General features: G+C 68.8%; 11 protein-coding genes. 3 read left to right on the forward strand and 8 right to left on the reverse strand.

The features are described 5' to 3' along the window. Nucleotides 1-15 precede the first annotated feature (15 nt). From ASC94_RS04930 to ASC94_RS04940, 3 genes are all read right to left on the reverse strand, one after another. The gene (locus ASC94_RS04930; RefSeq protein WP_056391500.1) at nucleotides 16-444 is read right to left on the reverse strand and encodes a hypothetical protein; all 429 of its coding nucleotides are present in this window, start codon (nucleotides 442-444) and stop codon (nucleotides 16-18) included. 59 nt (nucleotides 445-503) lie between these two features. Further along, the gene (locus ASC94_RS04935; RefSeq protein WP_082616166.1) at nucleotides 504-1,226 is read right to left on the reverse strand and encodes a DUF882 domain-containing protein; all 723 of its coding nucleotides are present in this window, start codon (nucleotides 1,224-1,226) and stop codon (nucleotides 504-506) included. A gap of 187 nt (nucleotides 1,227-1,413) precedes the next feature. Beyond that, complete coding sequence (locus tag ASC94_RS04940) at nucleotides 1,414-2,253, reverse strand: EAL domain-containing protein (protein ID WP_056391503.1); 840 nt, start codon at nucleotides 2,251-2,253, stop codon at nucleotides 1,414-1,416. A gap of 210 nt (nucleotides 2,254-2,463) precedes the next feature. Here ASC94_RS04940 and ASC94_RS04945 point away from each other — a divergent pair, with 210 nt between their 5' ends. Continuing rightward, entirely contained in the window at nucleotides 2,464-3,318 is an 855-nt protein-coding gene (locus tag ASC94_RS04945) for a class II glutamine amidotransferase (protein WP_082616168.1), read from the forward strand. Nucleotides 3,319-3,351: 33 nt separating this feature from the next. Here the strand turns inward: ASC94_RS04945 and ASC94_RS04950 are convergent, their stop codons facing one another. After that, nucleotides 3,352-3,879 carry a GNAT family N-acetyltransferase gene (locus ASC94_RS04950; protein WP_056391506.1) on the reverse strand — a complete coding sequence of 176 codons (528 nt, stop codon included), beginning with the start codon at nucleotides 3,877-3,879 and terminating at the stop codon, nucleotides 3,352-3,354. Between the two features lie 186 nt (nucleotides 3,880-4,065). Here ASC94_RS04950 and ASC94_RS04955 point away from each other — a divergent pair, with 186 nt between their 5' ends. Beyond that, nucleotides 4,066-5,103, forward strand: a complete 1,038-nt coding sequence (locus tag ASC94_RS04955) for a sulfate ABC transporter substrate-binding protein (protein ID WP_056391509.1) — start codon at nucleotides 4,066-4,068, stop codon at nucleotides 5,101-5,103. 195 nt (nucleotides 5,104-5,298) lie between these two features. Continuing rightward, nucleotides 5,299-6,174 (forward strand): serine hydrolase, encoded by an 876-nt coding sequence (locus ASC94_RS04960; RefSeq protein WP_056391512.1) that lies wholly within the window; start codon nucleotides 5,299-5,301, stop codon nucleotides 6,172-6,174. A gap of 39 nt (nucleotides 6,175-6,213) precedes the next feature. Here ASC94_RS04960 and ASC94_RS04965 read toward each other — a convergent pair whose 3' ends face one another. The 4 genes from ASC94_RS04965 to recC are packed head-to-tail and all read right to left on the reverse strand — an operon-like array spanning nucleotide 6,214 to nucleotide 16,067. Next, nucleotides 6,214-6,678, reverse strand: coding sequence for a group II truncated hemoglobin (locus ASC94_RS04965; RefSeq protein WP_056391515.1), 465 nt, complete (start codon nucleotides 6,676-6,678; stop codon nucleotides 6,214-6,216). Further along, nucleotides 6,675-8,765: an exodeoxyribonuclease V subunit alpha gene (recD, locus tag ASC94_RS04970; RefSeq protein WP_056391519.1), complete on the reverse strand. Its 2,091-nt coding sequence runs from the start codon at nucleotides 8,763-8,765 to the stop codon at nucleotides 6,675-6,677. Before recD ends, ASC94_RS04965 begins: the two co-directional genes overlap by 4 nt. Beyond that, the gene (gene recB, locus ASC94_RS04975; protein WP_056391522.1) at nucleotides 8,755-12,603 is read right to left on the reverse strand and encodes an exodeoxyribonuclease V subunit beta; all 3,849 of its coding nucleotides are present in this window, start codon (nucleotides 12,601-12,603) and stop codon (nucleotides 8,755-8,757) included. Before recB ends, recD begins: the two co-directional genes overlap by 11 nt. After that, on the reverse strand, nucleotides 12,603-16,067 hold the full coding sequence (gene recC / locus ASC94_RS04980; RefSeq protein WP_056391524.1) for an exodeoxyribonuclease V subunit gamma: 3,465 nt from the start codon (nucleotides 16,065-16,067) through the stop codon (nucleotides 12,603-12,605). Before recC ends, recB begins: the two co-directional genes overlap by 1 nt. Between the last annotated feature and the right edge of the window lie 23 nt (nucleotides 16,068-16,090).

The following is a 16,090-nucleotide window of genomic DNA, read 5'->3' on the forward strand; positions in this document are numbered from 1 at the left end:
TCCTTGTTGTGTGGTTTAGTAGCGGCGGCGCTGGCCGCGTCCGAAATTGTGGCCCACCACCAGGGTGGAGGTGGCGATCAGGCTGCTCAAGCCCATGATCAGCTGGATCAGCTTGTCGTCCGGCAGCACCCACATCGATCCTTGCGGCGGCTCGGCCTGGGCAATGGCCACGATCAGCGGCGACACCCATTCGGCCTCGGCGTCCACGTCGAGGATGATGGCGCCGTCGGCGCTGGTCTGCATGTGGATGCTCCCGCCCGCGGCTAGCGTGAAGCACACCCCATAGCCGGTTTCATGGGCACCGATGTGTTCCTTCAGCGCCAGGTTGTGCTCCTCGATCCACAGCTCGACGTCGCTGGGGCTGTCGAGCGCGGTCCAGGGCACCGGGCGGAAGCGCGGCTTGGCGCCGCCTGGGTCTTGAAGCTGGTCTGCTGCGTCCTGCATGGATTTCCTGTCGGTAAAACTAATCGAATCCGGCAGTGTAACCCGATGGCGCTGAAACGTCAGCCTTTCCAGGTCCGCTTCAAGCCGGTGTCGGCGTGGATCCAGCCGCCCTGCGGGGTGTTGCGGTAGTAATAGCCGACCCCGCCCTGGCGGAAGCTGCGCACCAGGCCGCCCAGCACCTCGGCGTTCAGGTTGGCGATGCGGATGTCGGCCGCGCGGCCCAGGATGTGCAGCGACTGGCGCGCAGCGGGCACGCCCTGCTCGATCAGTTTCTTGTTCGAATTCGGCGTGCGGTAGCCGGACAGGATCTCGACCGGGCTCTCGATGCCGTAGCGCGCCACGAACGCCTGCGTGCCCCACAGCGTTTCCAGCAGTTTGGGATCGATGGGCGCGGTTTCCTTGCCGTTCACGTCGCGCAGCAGGTGGCACAGCTCCTGGTAAGCCGCATCGATCATCTCGCCATCCTTCCAGTACAGCAGGCGCGCCTTCTCGCCGCTGGCCGGGCGGGTGACGCTGATGGTGCGCGGCTTGAGCCAGAATTCCATGTCCAGCAGCTGGGCATCGAAAATGTCCGGCGGCGGATCCAGATCCGCCTGCGGCGCGGCCGAGGCCAGCTGCACGGCGGGCTGGGACAGCTGCGTCGGCTGGGCCGGCACACTGTGCGGCCTGGCCTTGGCCACCGCCTTGGCCGGCGCCGAAGCGCAGCCAAGCAGCGGCACGCCGATGAAACTTGCGGCCGTCAGGCCGAATCCTGTCTGTAAAAAATCCCTGCGGGTAGCCATAGCAATTCCAGTGTAACGATATTGATTACTATAGCGTATAGCAGGGGGAGTTGAGAAACCTCTTTAAGAGTGTGACGCATCTTTAAGAAAAAATTAAGCCGCCGCTGCGGCGGGTTACGCTGCGCTAACCCGCCCTACGCAAGACGCCCCGCGGATGGGTCACGCCTTCGCAAACACCCCGGTTGGATTACGCCTTCGCAGACTCCGTAGGGCGGGTTAGCGCAGCGTAACCCGCCAGCGCCGTCCGCGGCGCATCCAGCAAATACCCCTGCGCCAGCAGCACCTGCCCCGACGCCGCACCGATGCGCTGCAGCGCCAGCAAGGCCTCCTGCGTCTCCACCCGCTTGAACACCACGCGCGCGCCGGCCAGGCGGGCCTGTTCCAGCAAGCCCAGCACCGCGCCCTCGTCAACCCGGCTGCTAGCATCCAGCCGGATCACATCCGGCCGCACCCGCTCCAGCAGATGCAAGCCCTCGCGCGGGCTGGCGGCGCTGACGGCAAAACGGAAGCCATTACGGCGGTAATTATCCGCCACATAATTGAGCAGCCAGCCCTGCTGCGCCGTCACCGGCGGCAGCAGCAGCACGATGCGCCCGATTGGCAAATCCAGCGCGTCCAGGATGCGCTGGAAGGCGTAGCCGTGGTTGCTGCTGACCGCGCTCAGCAGGCGGTCGTGCACGTTCAGGTACAGGTCGGCACTGCCGTTATCCTCCTGGCGGAAGAAGTTAATCGCGTGCAGCATGCGGCACAGGCGGTCCAGTTCGATCGACTCGTCGTCGCTGGCGGCGTGGTCCAGCAGCTTCCACAGTGACAGGCCCTGGTCGGCGGCCGACACGCTGCGCGCCAGGCCCTCGTAGGCCACCACCCCGCCCTGCCCCAGTTCGCGCACCGGCTGGAAGGCGCTGGTCATGGTGCAGTTGAAGAAACGGCCCTGGGCGCGGCCCTCCGGGTCCAGCCAGATGCTGGTGGTGGTGCTGTCCTGGCCGGACAGGCGGGCCAGGTATTGCTTGAGTACGGGGTAAGTCATTCGATGCTCCAGGCTGCTTGGTATAGGCCGCAGACTAGCCGAACGGGCACGCGGCCCGAACGAATCGTTTCGCCATTCCTTATTCGGATTTTGCATGATGCGTTGCGCACAAGCTGCGTATATGCATATGCCGAAACATTCGTTCCCGTCCCGGCGCCGGCCCCGTATCGTAAGCTCATCCGCAACCACCGCCCTCCAGGCGCCGCCGCCATGTGCCAGCTACTCGGAATGAACAGCAGCAAACCCGCCGACCTGCGCTTCTCCTTCGCCGGCTTTGCCGAGCGCGGCGGCCGCACCGGCGAGCACCGCGACGGCTGGGGCATTGCCTTCCATACGGCGCGCGGCTGCCGCCTGTTCGCCGAACAGCGCGCCAGCATCGAGTCGCCGCTGGCCGAGCAGATCAAGCGCCGCCGCATCAAGGCCAGCAATGTGGTGGCCCACATCCGCAAGGCCACGCAGGGCCGCGTGGCGCTGGAGAACAGCCATCCCTTCACCCGCGAACTGTGGGGCAGGACCTGGTCCTTCGCGCACAACGGCGACCTGAAGGGCTTCTTCCCGGACGCCGGCGCCGGCGCCTTTGCGCCGGCCGGCGACACCGACAGCGAGCGCGCCTTCTGTCACCTGCTGTCCGGCCTGGCCGACCGCTTCCGGACGGCGCCCAGCCGGCGCGCGCTGTACGTGGCGGTGTCCGAGCTGAGCGCGGAGATCGCCGTGCACGGCACCTTCAACTTCTTGCTCTCCAACGGCGAAACCCTGTTCGCCCATTGCTCCACCCAGCTGCATTACGTGGCGCGCACCTGGCCGTTCTCGGTGGCCAGCCTGGTGGACTGCGAGCGCAGCATCGACTTCAGCAACCACAACGGCATCGACGACCGCATGGCGGTGATCGCCACCGAGCCGCTCACGTCCAATGAGCGCTGGGTGGCTTTCGTGCCGGGCGAGCTGAAGATGTTCGTCGATGGGAAGGTGCAGGACGGAGCGGCGCTCACTGCGCACGCCAGCCTGGGCCGGGAGCGCAGCGCCGGCCAGGCCGCTGTCCATGGCCAGCTCTGCGCAATGTGCTAGCGCGGCCGCAGGCGCGGCGAGGACGGCTGCGGCTCAGGCGGAATTGCAGTTGCAGAAGCGCTTGCGCTGGCTGCCGTCCGGGCCGGCGCTGCGGTCAAGCTGTTTCCAGAAGAAGATGGTGTCCACGCCGTACGGCGAGCGCACGTGGCCGGAACGGATATAGCCCTGGCTGGCGAAGAATTCCTCGCCGCTGGCCGTGCTGTGCAGCTGCAGCGCCTTCACGCCCCAGTTGCAGGCGGTTTCCTCCACCTTGGCCAGCATGGCCTTGCCGGCGCCCTGGCCGCGCGCCTCGGGCAGCAGGTAGCACAGCGCCAGTTTGCCGGCGCCGGTGAGCAGCGCCACGCCGATCACTTCGCCGTCCTTCAGCGCCACCACGGAATAATTTGTCGGGGATTCGAACCAGCTCGCCACGGTTTGCGGCGTCTTGTTGCCCAGCCATGCGCCCAGGATGGCCGGATCGTTCTGATGGTCGCGCACGCAGCACTCGGTGATGGAGCGGCGCAGCACATTGCACGCCGCAGTAGCGTCATCCGGTGCAGCAATACGAATTTCAAGACTCATGTGTGTTCAAAAATATTACCCGCCGCACGGCGTCACAGGCCGACTATACACCAGCGGAAAGAAACTCGTCGGGCCGCAGGACCGCCCCTATGAGGGCTACCCCGGTCTAAGCATATAACGAAAAATTCGTATCTTTTCGGGCGCAAATTATAGACCATGCATATATGTTTTTTACGAGAGGCAAGAATGTCTAAGAAAATTTCCGTATTAGGCGCAGGCAAGCTGCCGCGCCGCCTGTTCCTCGCCGCCGTGGTGGCAGCCGGCACGCTGCCGCTGGCCGGCAGCGCCTGGGCCGCCGATCCAGTGCTGCTCAACGTGTCCTACGACGTGATGCGCGAAGTGTTCAAGGACATCAACCCGGCCTTTATCGCCGACTACAAGGCCAAGACCGGCGTATCCCTCACGGTGAACCAGTCGCACGGCGGCTCGTCCAAGCAGGCGCGCTCGGTGGCCGACGGCCTGGAAGCGTCCGTGGTGACCATGAACCAGGCCAACGACGTGGACCTGCTGGCCGACCGCGGCCTGGTGGCGGCGGACTGGAAAGCCAAGTTCCCGCACAATGCCGCGCCGTTCTACTCCACCGTGGTCTACCTGGTGCGCAAGGGTAACCCGAAGCAGATCAAGGACTGGGCCGACCTGGCCAAGCCGGACGTGAAGGTGGTGATCCCGAATCCGAAAACCTCCGGCAACGGCCGCTACACCTACCTGGCCGCATGGGGCTCGGTGCTGAAAAAGGGCGGCAGCGAAGCCCAGGCGCGCGAGCTGGTGGGCAAGATCTTCAAGAACGTGCCCGTGATGGACACCGGCGGCCGCGCCGCCACCACCACCTTCACCCAGCGCCAGATCGGCGACGTACTGGTGACCTTCGAGAACGAAGTGCAGCTGGTGCGCAGCGAGTTCGGCGACAACTTCGAAGTGGTCTACCCCGCCGTCTCCATCCTGGCCGAGTCGCCGGTGGCGGTGGTGGACAAGGTGGTCGACAAGCGCGGCCTGCGCAAGGAAGCCACCGCCTACCTGAACTTCCTGTACTCGGACGCCGGCCAGGAAATCCTGGCCAAGCACTACCTGCGCCCGACCTCGGAAGCGGTGGCCAAGAAATACGCCGCGACCTTCAAGCCCATCACGCTGCTGAGCGTGGACACGGTGTTTGGCGGCTGGCGCGCCGCGCAGAAGAAGCACTTCGACGACGGCGGCGAATTCGACAAGATCTACGCCACCAAATAAGCGCATCGTCCCCAAAGAAGGCCCCGCAGTTGCGCTGCGGGGCTTTTTTTTCGTCCTGCAGGGGCGTGCGCCTCACATTCAATAGACGAGTTACCGGAATTCCTGTATTGTCGATTCTGGGGAAACGTTGCCGCATAGATAGTAAAATTCTATCCCGCCGTTCCCGCCCCAGACACCTCATTCCGAAGACAAAAAATGATCAAGAAAACAGTAGCCGCCCTGCTGATGTCCTTGAGCGCCGCCGCTATGGCGTTGCCGCTCGGCTCGCAGTCCGTGCTGGTGGTCGAAGACGACACCGGCAAAATCCTGGTTGAAAAGAACGCCAACGCCGTGGTGCCCATCGCCTCGCTGACCAAGCTGATGACCGCCATGGTGGTGCTGGACGCGAAACAGGACATGAACGAGGAAATCGAGATCGACCAGGTGGACGTCGATACGCTCAAGCACAGCACCTCGCGCGTGCCGGTGGGCGCCTCCATTTCGCGCGGCGACGTGCTGCAGCTGGCGCTGATGTCCTCGGACAACCGCGCCGCCGCCTCGCTGGGCCGCACCTACCCGGGCGGCACGGCCGCCTTCAAGGCCGCCGTCAACGCTAAGATCCGCGCCCTGGGCCTGACCCAGACCGTGATCGAAGAGCCGACCGGCCTGTCGCCGAACAACAAGTCCACCGCCGCCGACCTGGTGAAGATGGCCGCCGCCGCCGCCAAGTACGAAGACATCCGCCGCATCACCACGGACAAGAAGGACATCATCACCATCAAGGGCCGCCAGGTGGAGTACCACAACACCAACCGCCTGGTGGGCGCCAAGGGCTGGGACATCGGCATGTCCAAGACCGGCTACACCGAGGAAGCGGGCCGCTGTCTGATCATGCGCATCAAATCGGCCGGCAAGAACGCCACCGTGGTGCTGCTCAACGCCAAGGCCAACTCGGCGCGCCTGATGGACGCCTTCAACATCCGCCGCTTCATCTCGGGCGCGGAAGAAGAAAGCAAGCCGCGCGTGATGCGCGCCTCCAGCCGCAAGAAGGCGCCCGCCGCCAAGAACCCGCGCCGCCGCCGCGCTTCCTGATACGCGGTCCCTGGTCCAAGGCCGGGGTGCGGGTGAAGCTCAGGGGATGTACGGCCCCTTGGTCTCGCCCCAGCCCCAGCGCGGCATCGGGGCCGCCTCCTCCACCGTGGCGCCGGGCTGCGAATTGATGACGGCCAGCCTGGAACCCCACTCCAGGTAGCCCACCAGCGCGGAACGGAATTCCGGGTCGTCCGGCATGTCCAGCTGGTCCGCCGTGTCGAGCAGCAGCGCCACCCAGGCGCGGCGCTGCTCCTGGTTCAAATGGCGGTTCAGGTGCTGGCGTATCATGTGCGCGTGCCCGCCGTGGCGCGCCGAATACTCGGCCGGTCCGCCCAGCACTTCGGCCAGGAAGGCCGCCACGTGCGCCGGATGGCCGCTGCCCATGTGCTGGAACACTGGCGCCAGGACAGCGTCGTCCGCCACGCGCTGATAGAAGCGTTCCGTGAGGCGCTCCAGCGCCCCGATACCGCCCACCCACTCGTACAATGTTGGCAATGCTGTCATGGCGTTGCTCCTAGTCGTGTGTCCCCAACTCGTGTGTCCCCAACTCGCGTGTCCCCAACCAAGGCCCTCAGGCCGCTGGCGCGCTGGGTGCGCTGCGCTATCGCGGTGTCCAGCACCGCCGCCGACGGCGTGCAGAGTGTGAAGTATTCCTTGGCGCGCGTGATGCCGGTGTAGACCAGCTCGCGCGCCAATACCGCGCCGGCAGCACCCTCGCGCGGCAGCACCACCACCGTGTGGGCGAACTCCGACCCCTGCGATTTATGCACCGTCATCGCGAACGCCGTCTCCACCTGGCGCAGCCGCGTGGCCAGCACGCTGCGGATGCTGGCGCCCTCGCTGAAGTAGACGCGCAGCGAGCCGGGACGCGCCGGGTCGGGCAGGGTCAGCCCGATGTCGCCATTGAATACGCCGGTGCCGTAGTCGTTGCGGGTGACCATGACCGGCCGCCCCACATACCATTCGCCGCGCTTGCGCAGCAGCCCGGCCGCTTCCAGCCGCTGCTCGATGGCCTCGTTCAGTCCCGTCACGCCCCATTCCCCCTCCCGCACCGCGCACAGGATGCGGAACGCTTCGAAGCTGCGCAGCACGTCCAGCACCCAGGCGTCGTGCGCCGGGCCGGCCGTATTGACCACGTCCGCCTCGCCCGACTTGATCATGCGAAGATAGTGCTGGTAGCCGCCGCCCACGCCGGGCCGGCCGGACAGGGCCAGCTGCAGCACGTCCTGCTGCTGCGCCGGGTCGATCCAGGCCAGCTTGCCGCCGCTGCCGGCGCCCAGCACGGCGCGCGCGGCCGCCGCGTCGCCGGCATTGACGGCCAGCGCCAGCTGCCCGATAGGGCCGCCGAAGCGGCGGCTCTCGCGCAGCATCACTGTCTGCTGCGCCAGCGGGCCGGCGCTGCCCTGGAAGCCGGGCGGGATTTCCTGGCCGGTGGCGGCGCGGATGTAGTCCACGGTGGCGGGGCCGTAGCCGCCGGCCTGCGCATCGTGGCACAAGTCGCCCAGCACGGCGCCCGCTTCCACCGAGGCCAGCTGGTCCTTGTCGCCCAGCAGGATCAGGCGGGCGTCGGGCGGCAGCGCGTCCAGCAGCACCGCCATCATCTCCAGGTGCACCATGGAGGCTTCGTCGACGATCAGCACGTCCACGTCCAGCGGGTTGCCGCGGTGGTGGACGAAGCTGCGCGTATCGGGGCGTGCGCCCAGCAGGCTATGCAGGGTGCGCGCGGCGCCCATGCGCGCCGCCAGCTCCGGCAAGTGCAGCTCGGGCACCCGCTTGGCCAGGTCTTCCAGCGCATTGTCGATGGACTGCTTCAGGCGCGCGGCGGCCTTGCCGGTGGGCGCGGCCAGCGCAATGCGCAGGCCCGCCGCCGAGGCGCCGGCGTCCGCGCCAGCGTCGGCGCCGCGCGCGGCATGCGCCCCGCTGCCGCCCGCCGTGGCGAACAGCAGTGCCAGCAGGCGCGCCACGGTGTACGTCTTGCCGGTGCCGGGGCCGCCCGTGATGATGCCCAGGTTGCTGCGCAAGGCGGCCGCGCAGGCGATCTTCTGCCAGTCCGGCCCGCCCTCGCGCGGCGCGTGGTCGAACAGGATGTCCAGCCAGTGGCGCACGCGGCCCACGTCCACCAGGCGCGGCGTGGCGGCGCGTTCGCGCACGGCGCGCGCCACGCTGGTTTCGTCGCGCCAGTAGCGGCGCAGGTAGAGGCGTTCGCCGTCCAGCACCAGCGGCTGCTGGAAGTCCAGGTCGTGCACCGGCCATACCTGCTCGCACTGGTACAGCATGGCGCGCCAGGCGGCGGCGGACTTGGGCAGCGGCCCGGCGGCGCTGCGCAGGGCGCTCCAGTCCTCCTCGTTCCAGCCCAGCAGGGCGCGCGGATCGCCCGCCAGTTCGGACAGCAGCAGGCAGCTGTGGCCGCGCCCTTCCAGCTCGGACAGCAGCACGCAGGCCAGCGTCAGCGCCGGCGAGCTGTGGCCCAGCGAGCCGACGAAGCGCGCGAAGGCGCCGCTCAGGCGGCGCAGCTGGCCCGCCTCGGTCAGCGCGTCGATCTGGGCCAGCAAGGCGGCCTGCCTGCCGTCAGTATGCTCATCAGTTTTCATAAGGGTATTCAAGCGGTGCCGCCTCGTTCAGTAGTACGTCCAGGCCGTCCAGCAGCCCGGGTTCCGGCTCCAGCAGGTAGCAGCCGCGCGTGTGCGCGCTGCCCACGCCGCGCAGGAAGAAGAAGATGGCGCCTCCGAGATGCTGCGCCGGATCGTAAGCCCCGCCCATGCGGTTGCGCAGCAGGCGGTGCAGCGCCTGCATGTAGATGGCGCCCTGGATATCGTAGCGGTGCTCGGCCATGCCCGCCGCCAGCGACGGCGTCTGGTAGGCGGCGTCGCCCGCGCCCAGCGCGTTGGACTTGTAGTCCAGCACCCAATAGCGGCCCTGGTGTTCGAACACCAGGTCGGTGAAGCCTTTCAGCATGCCGTGCAGCTGGCGTTCCGGCAGCGCGGGACGCGGCACGCCGCGCATCAGGTGGCGGCGGCACAGGCGGTCCAGCGCGCCGGTGCTCAGGCGCTCGCTGGGGAACCAGAATTCCATCTCGGGCAGCACGCCATCGAGCTCGGACAGCGACGCGCCCAGCTGCGGCAGCGCGGTGGTGGCGATGGCGCGCAGCCAGGCCAGCGTGTCGTCCTGGCGGTTGGACCAGCCGGCGCGCTCGATGCGGCGCAACAGGCGCTGGTCGAAATGCGGGTCGTGCACTTCGGCGAACCCCTCCTGGCCCATCCACTCCAGCTGCTCGTGCAGGAAGTTGCCGGGCACGGAACCGCGCGGGAAGCGGTGCCAGGGCGCGTCCTCGGGACGCAGCACGGGCGGTGCGTCCAGGCCCTCCAGCAGCTTTTCCTCGCCCGAGCTGCGCGGCACGTGGCGGCTGCCCGGCAGGCCGGCGGCGCCCGCCGCCTCCAGCGCATCCGGCACATCCGGCAGCGCTCCCGCCGCTGCGGTTGCGGCGGCTGCGGCGGTTGCAATTGCCGCATCGGCGGCGCCATGGCGCGCGGCCGCTGAAGGGGGCGCGCCATGGTCGGAAGCCGGCCCGCCACTGTAGGCCGCGCCGGGAGCGTTGCCGCGCCGGGCCAGCGACGTGAAGCTGCCGACCGACCAGTCGCGCTCGAAGTCGCCCTCGAAACGCTGGGCATCGACCAGCTCCGGGCGCTGCTCCACGCGGTTGAGCACAGTCAGTGCGCCAGCCTGCTCCAGCGCACGCACCGAGATCGCCTCGCAGCCGCCCTTCACCTGCTCCCAGCGCGCCAGCAGTTCGGCGCCCGGCAAGGGCTCGCCGCCGGTGAGCAGATAACCGAGTGCCGAATCGTGCAGGGCGCTGGCGCCGCGCGCTGCCACGCCCAGCCAGAGGAAATGGCGCGGCCGAGTGAGCGCCACGTATAGCAGACGCAAGTCCTCCTCCAGTCGCGCCGCCTCGGCCGCCGCCAGCGCCTCGTCCGACAGCGACATGTCTATCCTGCGCTTGCCGTCCACCCCGGTGTATTCGAAGAAGCTGCGGTTGCGCCGGTCCACCTTGCGCGCCGTGGTGGCGAAAGGCAGGTACACCAGCGGATACTCCAGGCCCTTGGACTTGTGCACGGTGACCACCTGCACCAGTTCCGCATCGCTCTCCAGGCGCAGCACGCGCTCGTCCCCGCCCTCGCCGCCGCCCTCGACCTGCTCGGCCAGCCAGCGTATCAGCGCCTGCTCGCCGTCCAGCTGGCGGCTGGCGGACTGCAGCAGCTCGGCCAGGTGCAGCAGGTTGGTGAGCCTGCGCTCGCCGCCGGCCTGCGCCAGCAAGGTGGCGGGCAGGTTCAGTTCATGGATGAAGCGGCGCAGCATGGCCAGCACGCCCTGCCGCTGCCATACCACGTGCAGCGCCTTGAGCTGCTCCACGCGCCCTTCCCACGCCAGCTCGTCGGCCGACAGGCGCGCCAGTTCGGCCAGCGGCAAGCCGGCCGTGCGGGTGGCGAAGGCGGCGCGCGCCAGTCCGCCGTCCAGCGGATTGGCCAGGGCCGACAGCCAGCGCAGCACGTCGCCCGCCTCCTCGCTCTCCAGCACCGAGTCCTTGTCGGACAGGTAGACGCTGATCACCTTGCGCCGCTGCAGCGCACGCCGGATGGCGGCCGCCTCCTTGCCGTCCCGCACCAGCACCGCAATGTCGGCCGGCTGCAGGCGCTTGAAGCCGTCCGGCCCCTCGAAGCCGGCGCGCGGGTCGTTCAGCATGGCGGTAATGTGCTCGGCGCAATGCCAGGCGAAGAACTCGCGGTAGGCGTCCGCCTTCATGTCGTCGGCCACGCTGCAGGACACCGTCAGCGCTTCCAGCTGTCCCACGGCGCCGACCAGGCGCTCCTTGCGCCCGTTGGCGCCCACCGCGTCGAACGGCAGCGGATTGCTGCCGTCCGCCTTGCGGAAACGGAAGGCGCCGCGCGCCAGGCCTTCGCCCGGGGCTGCGCCTTCCGCGTGCAGGAACACCTGGTTGACGGCCGCCACCAGCGCCTGCGTGGAGCGGAAATTGGTGCCCAGCTGGTAGTGCCGCCCTGCGGTGGCCAGCCGCGCCGACAGGTAGCTGTGGATATCCGCGCCCCGGAAGCCGTAGATGGACTGCTTGGGATCGCCGATCAGGAACAGGCCCGTGCCGGGATCGTTCGCCGCCACGCGGTACAGCAGGTCGAAGATCTGGTACTGGATCGGCGCGGTATCCTGGAATTCGTCCACCATGGCCACCGGGTACTGCTCGGTGATGCGCTTGCGCAGCGCGGCACCGTTCTCGCCCAGCAGCGCGGCGCGCAGGCGCTCCAGCATGTCGGCAAAGCCGAACTGGCGCGTGCGGCGTTTCAGCTCCGCCATGCGGCGCGCGATGGCAGCCGCGGCGTGGCGGTACAGCGGGTGTTCCAGCGGCTCGATGGTTTTCAGGCCTGCGGCCAGCAGCGCGGTGGCGTCGAAGTCATCCGGAATCGCGGGGCTGTAGCCTTTCGAGCAGGCGTCCGCGATGCCGTCCGGCGTGAGGCGCCGCCAGGCGGTGTCCGCGATGTCCGGGAATACCTTGTAGTCATCCTGGGCCCAGGCGCGCAGGCCCTCGAACCATTTGGCCACGTTCTCAGGCTTCATCTTGGTGCCGTTGAAGCATTTGGGCGCGGCTTCGCGCTGCTGCGCGATCCACTGCTCCATGCGGTTGGCGCGTTCGCTCCAGCCTTCCTTCAACTCCAGCAGCTGCGAACGCTGGAAGCGCAGCACGCGGGTAATCAGCGCATCGAGCGGCTCGGGCGCAGCACCGGCGCCGCCGTCCGCTTCGGCGATGAATTCACTGCGCCGCGACAGCTCGCGCACGCTGCGCTTGAGCGCCTCCACGTCCGCCCAGCATCCCAGCAGCTGCTCCAGCGCGGCCTCCTTGAGCGGGTACACGTGCTGGCGCCAGTAGTCGTGCGCGGCGTCCTCGAACAGCGCGCCCTCGTCGCTCACCAGCTCTTCGTCGAACAGGCTGCCGCTGTCGAAGGCGTGCTCGCGCAGCATGCGCTGGCACCAGGCGTCGATGGTGAAGATGGCCGCTTCGTCCATGGTTTCGGCGGCCAGCATCAGCCGGTGCGCCGCCTGCTGGCGTTCCTCGTGCGAGGGGTACGATTCCAGCAGCGCGTCCAGGTAGCCGTCCTCGGTGCCGGCCTGGCCGCGGAAGTAGGCCGCCGCCTCGATCAGCCGCTCGCGCACGCGGTTGGACAGCTCGCGCGTGGCGGCGCGGGTAAACGTCATCACCAGGATGTCGGCCGGCAGCAGCGGGCGGCGGTAGGCCTGCTCGCCGCCGTGGCCCAGCACCAGGCGCACGTAGAGCGCGGCGATGGTCCAGGTTTTGCCGGTGCCGGCGCTGGCCTCGATCAGGCGCGAGCCGTGCAGCGGGAAAGTCAATGGGGCGAGCAAGCTCATTATTCGTCCTCGCCGGCAATGGGGGTGATGGTGATCTGCTGCGCCATCCATTCGGCCAGCGGGCCGTACAGCTCCTGCGCTACGTCGGCCCATTCGGCTTCGGCCGCCAGCGCGGCGAAGTCCGGCCACAGGCGGGCCAGGCACAGGTCTTCGTTTTCGCCGTTGACCTCGAAGCCGCCGTCGTAGGTGGCGCGCGGATCGCCGCCCTGCACCAGCGCCAGGCCGGTCTTGCAGGCGGTAGGCAGCGGGCGGTTCATGCCGTCGCGCCAGATGGCCACCAGGCGCGCCAGCGCTTCGCGCGCAGGCTCCGGTGCCAGCGGTTCCATCCTGACGATCACGTCGCGCGCGGCCAGGTAGCCGGTGACCGATTCGCCCTGCGCGGCGGCGGCCAGCTGGCGCAGCCACATGAGGATCAGCTTGTCGCCACGGCCCTTGTATTCGTCCTTGACTTTGGTGGCGGCCTTGGACGAGATCTGGGCCAGCCAGACCTTGTCGGTGCCGTTGCTGCGCAGCTGGTCGACCCAGTCCTCCAGGACGATGCTGTCCCCTGCAGCGCCGAACGCCAGGCTGACGGGCAGCTTGGGCGCGGGTAGCGGGTAGCGGGCGCACAGCTGCAGCCAGGCGGTGCGCACCGGGACCAGGGCGTCGACCAGTTTCGCCTGCTCCTGCTTGCCGATCAGGCCGATCGGCAGCCGGCCTTCGCGGCCCAGCTGTTCGGCGCGCTCGGTCAGGTTGGCGCGCACGTCGGCCATGGGTTCCGGTTCGCCGCTGTCATCGAGCATCATGTCTTCGAGCTGGTAGCGCTGCAGCGCGTTCAGCGCAAAGGGTTCCTCGTCCTCGCCCACCACGGCCGCTTCGGCGAACATCACGCCCAGGCGCTGGCGGAAGAAGTAGCGCACCGGCTGGCGCATGAAGCTGGCCAGGTTGTTCAGGCGCAGGCGGAAGGCGGGGTCCAGCTCGTAGGGCGGAATCTCGGCGGGCGCGTCCTCGTCCGCCGGCCCGTCCCCGGCGGCGCCGTGCGCGGTGCGCCATTCGCCGGCGTAGGTCAGCAGGCCGCCGGCTTCGAAGTAGCGGCGGCTGAAAGGCTGCAGCGCGTGCTCGGTGGTGCGCGCGGCCAGGTCGACGTTCCAGCCGGCCTTCAGGTAGTCGCACAGCTGCGCCACCAGCACCGACGGCGGCTGTTCGCTGTTGTCGCGCACGTGGCGGCCCACCCAGCTGATGTAAAGCTTGTCGCGCGCGGCCAGCACCGCTTCCAGCATCAGGTAGCGGTCGTCGTCGCGGCGCGAGCGGTCGCCGGGGCGGGCCATGCCGGGCAGGGCCAGCAGGTCGAAATCGGCCTTGCGGGCGCGGCGCGGGAAGTCGCCGTCATTCATGCCCAGCAGGCAGACCACGCGGAACGGCACCGCGCGCATCGGCATCAGGGTGCAGAAGGTCACGCCGCCGGACACGAACTGGTGGTCCAGCGTGGGCTCGTCCAGCGCCCCCAGCCAGGACTCGCGCAGCACCGCCAGCGGCACGGCCTCCTCGAAGCCCGCGCCCTCGCAGGTCTCCAGCCAGCGGTTCAGGGTGTCGTCCAGCAGCGCCAAGGTGAGGCGGTCGCCCTCCTCGCGCGCGTTGAAGAAGGCGGCCAGCAGCGCGCGCGCCTGCACGCCCCACTCGGCCGGCGAGCGCGGCTGCGCCAGCAAGGCGCGCCAGTGCAGCAGCGCTTCCACCAGCTGCGCCAGCGAGCCGGCCAGGGCCGCATCCAGCCCGCCCACTTCGCCATAGGACTCGATGCCGCTGAACGCCGTGTCCCGCCCGCTGGCATAGCCCAGCAGCATGCGGCGCACGCCGAAGATCCACGCGTTCTGCTCGCCGGCCGGGGCCAGCCCAAGGCCGGAGCGGTGCTGCTGGTCCAGGCCCCAGCGCACGCCGGCGCCCTCGATCCACAGGCCCAGCGTGGGCAGGTCGTCCTCCGCCAGGCCGAAACGCGCGGCCAGCGCCGGCACGTCCAGCAGGTCGCGCACCTCGCTCTGGCGGCAGCGCTGCTGCGGCAGGCGCAGCAGCCATTCCAGCGCCACCAGCAGCGGATTGACGCTGCGGTCGTTCACGTCGCCGATCTCAAAGGGGATGTAGCGCGGGTCGCTGCGCTTGTGCTGCGCGAAGACCGCGTGGATGGCGGCGCTGAAGACGTCGATGTCCGGCACCATCACCACCACGTCGCGCGGGCGCAGCGGCCGGCCCGTGTGCTGCGCGGCGGCGAACATGGCCAGCAGCTGGTCGTGCAGCACTTCCACCTCGCGCTGCACGCTGTGCGCCACATGCAGCTCGATGGAACGGTCCTCGTCGGGCGGCTGGGGATAGTGGTGCTCGGACAGCGGCAGCAGGTCGCGCACGGCGGCCTGCAACTGCGCCAGCATGGTGTCGCCGTCGCCGTCGCTGAACAGGTCCACGCGCAGCGGCGCCACCGCCCCGTCTTCTCCCCGTTGCTGCGCCAGCTGCGCGGCCTCGTTGGCTGCCGAATCGAATTCGTCCAGCATGCGCACGAAGTCGCGGCCCTGGCGGCCCCAGCTTGCCAGCAGCGGGTGGCTGTGCGCATGCAGTTCCTCCAGCGGGATCAGGCCCAGGTCGACGCCGTTGCGCAGCTGCTGGCGGCGGTGCGCGGAGCGCAGCAGGTCGCGCCCTTCGATGATGTCGCCCCAGTAGAACTGGCAGGGATTGGGCACGGCCAGCACCACCTGGGTGTAGCGCGCCAGCGAGGCCAGCGCCTGCAAGGTCTGGTAGGGCAGCGCCGACACGCCGAACAGCACGATGCGGCGCGGCAGCCTGCCCTGCGGCTGTTCGCCGCGTTCGGCGGCCTGCACGAATTCGGTGTGCACCGTGGCGCGCCCCAGCCCGCGCTCCTCTTCCGGCACGCTGGCGATCACTGCGCGCCACAGGGCACCCTGCCATTTCTGGTCCGGCGCCAGCGCGATGCTCTCGCCGCGCGCGGTGCGCAACGCGTCGCGCCCTTCGGCCCAGTCGGTGAGCCAGTCGGCGCGGTAGACCTGGTACTGGTCGAACAGGTCGGCCAGGCGCTCGGCCAGCTGCAGGCGGCGCTCCGGGTCGCCGTCGCCCAGGAAGTGGCGCAGCGGCGCGAACACCTCGCCGGCCAGCAGCGTGGGCAGCAATCGCATCAGGCGCCAGGTGAGCGGTCCCTTGTCGAAGGCGGAAATGCGCGGCACGCGGTCGCGCCCCAGCATGCCGCGGTAGGTCTCCCACAGGAAGCGCGCCGGCAGCGCCACGCGGCTGGCGGCGCACACGCCCATCTCCTCGGCCAGCGCGATCTTCAGCCATTCCGCCACGCCGTTCGACTGCACCAGGAAAATGTCCGATTCCAGCGGCGCCAGCGGATGGTTACGCAGCCACTGGAACACGGCCGCGCGCAGCAATTCCATCTGGTTGCCATGCAGGATCAACAGGCCTGGGGTGATGCTAGATTCCATAGATGAAGTGTAAAGGCGGCGCC

Source organism: Massilia sp. Root418, assembly GCF_001425265.1.
Taxonomy (GTDB): Bacteria; Pseudomonadota; Gammaproteobacteria; order Burkholderiales; family Burkholderiaceae_D; genus Rugamonas.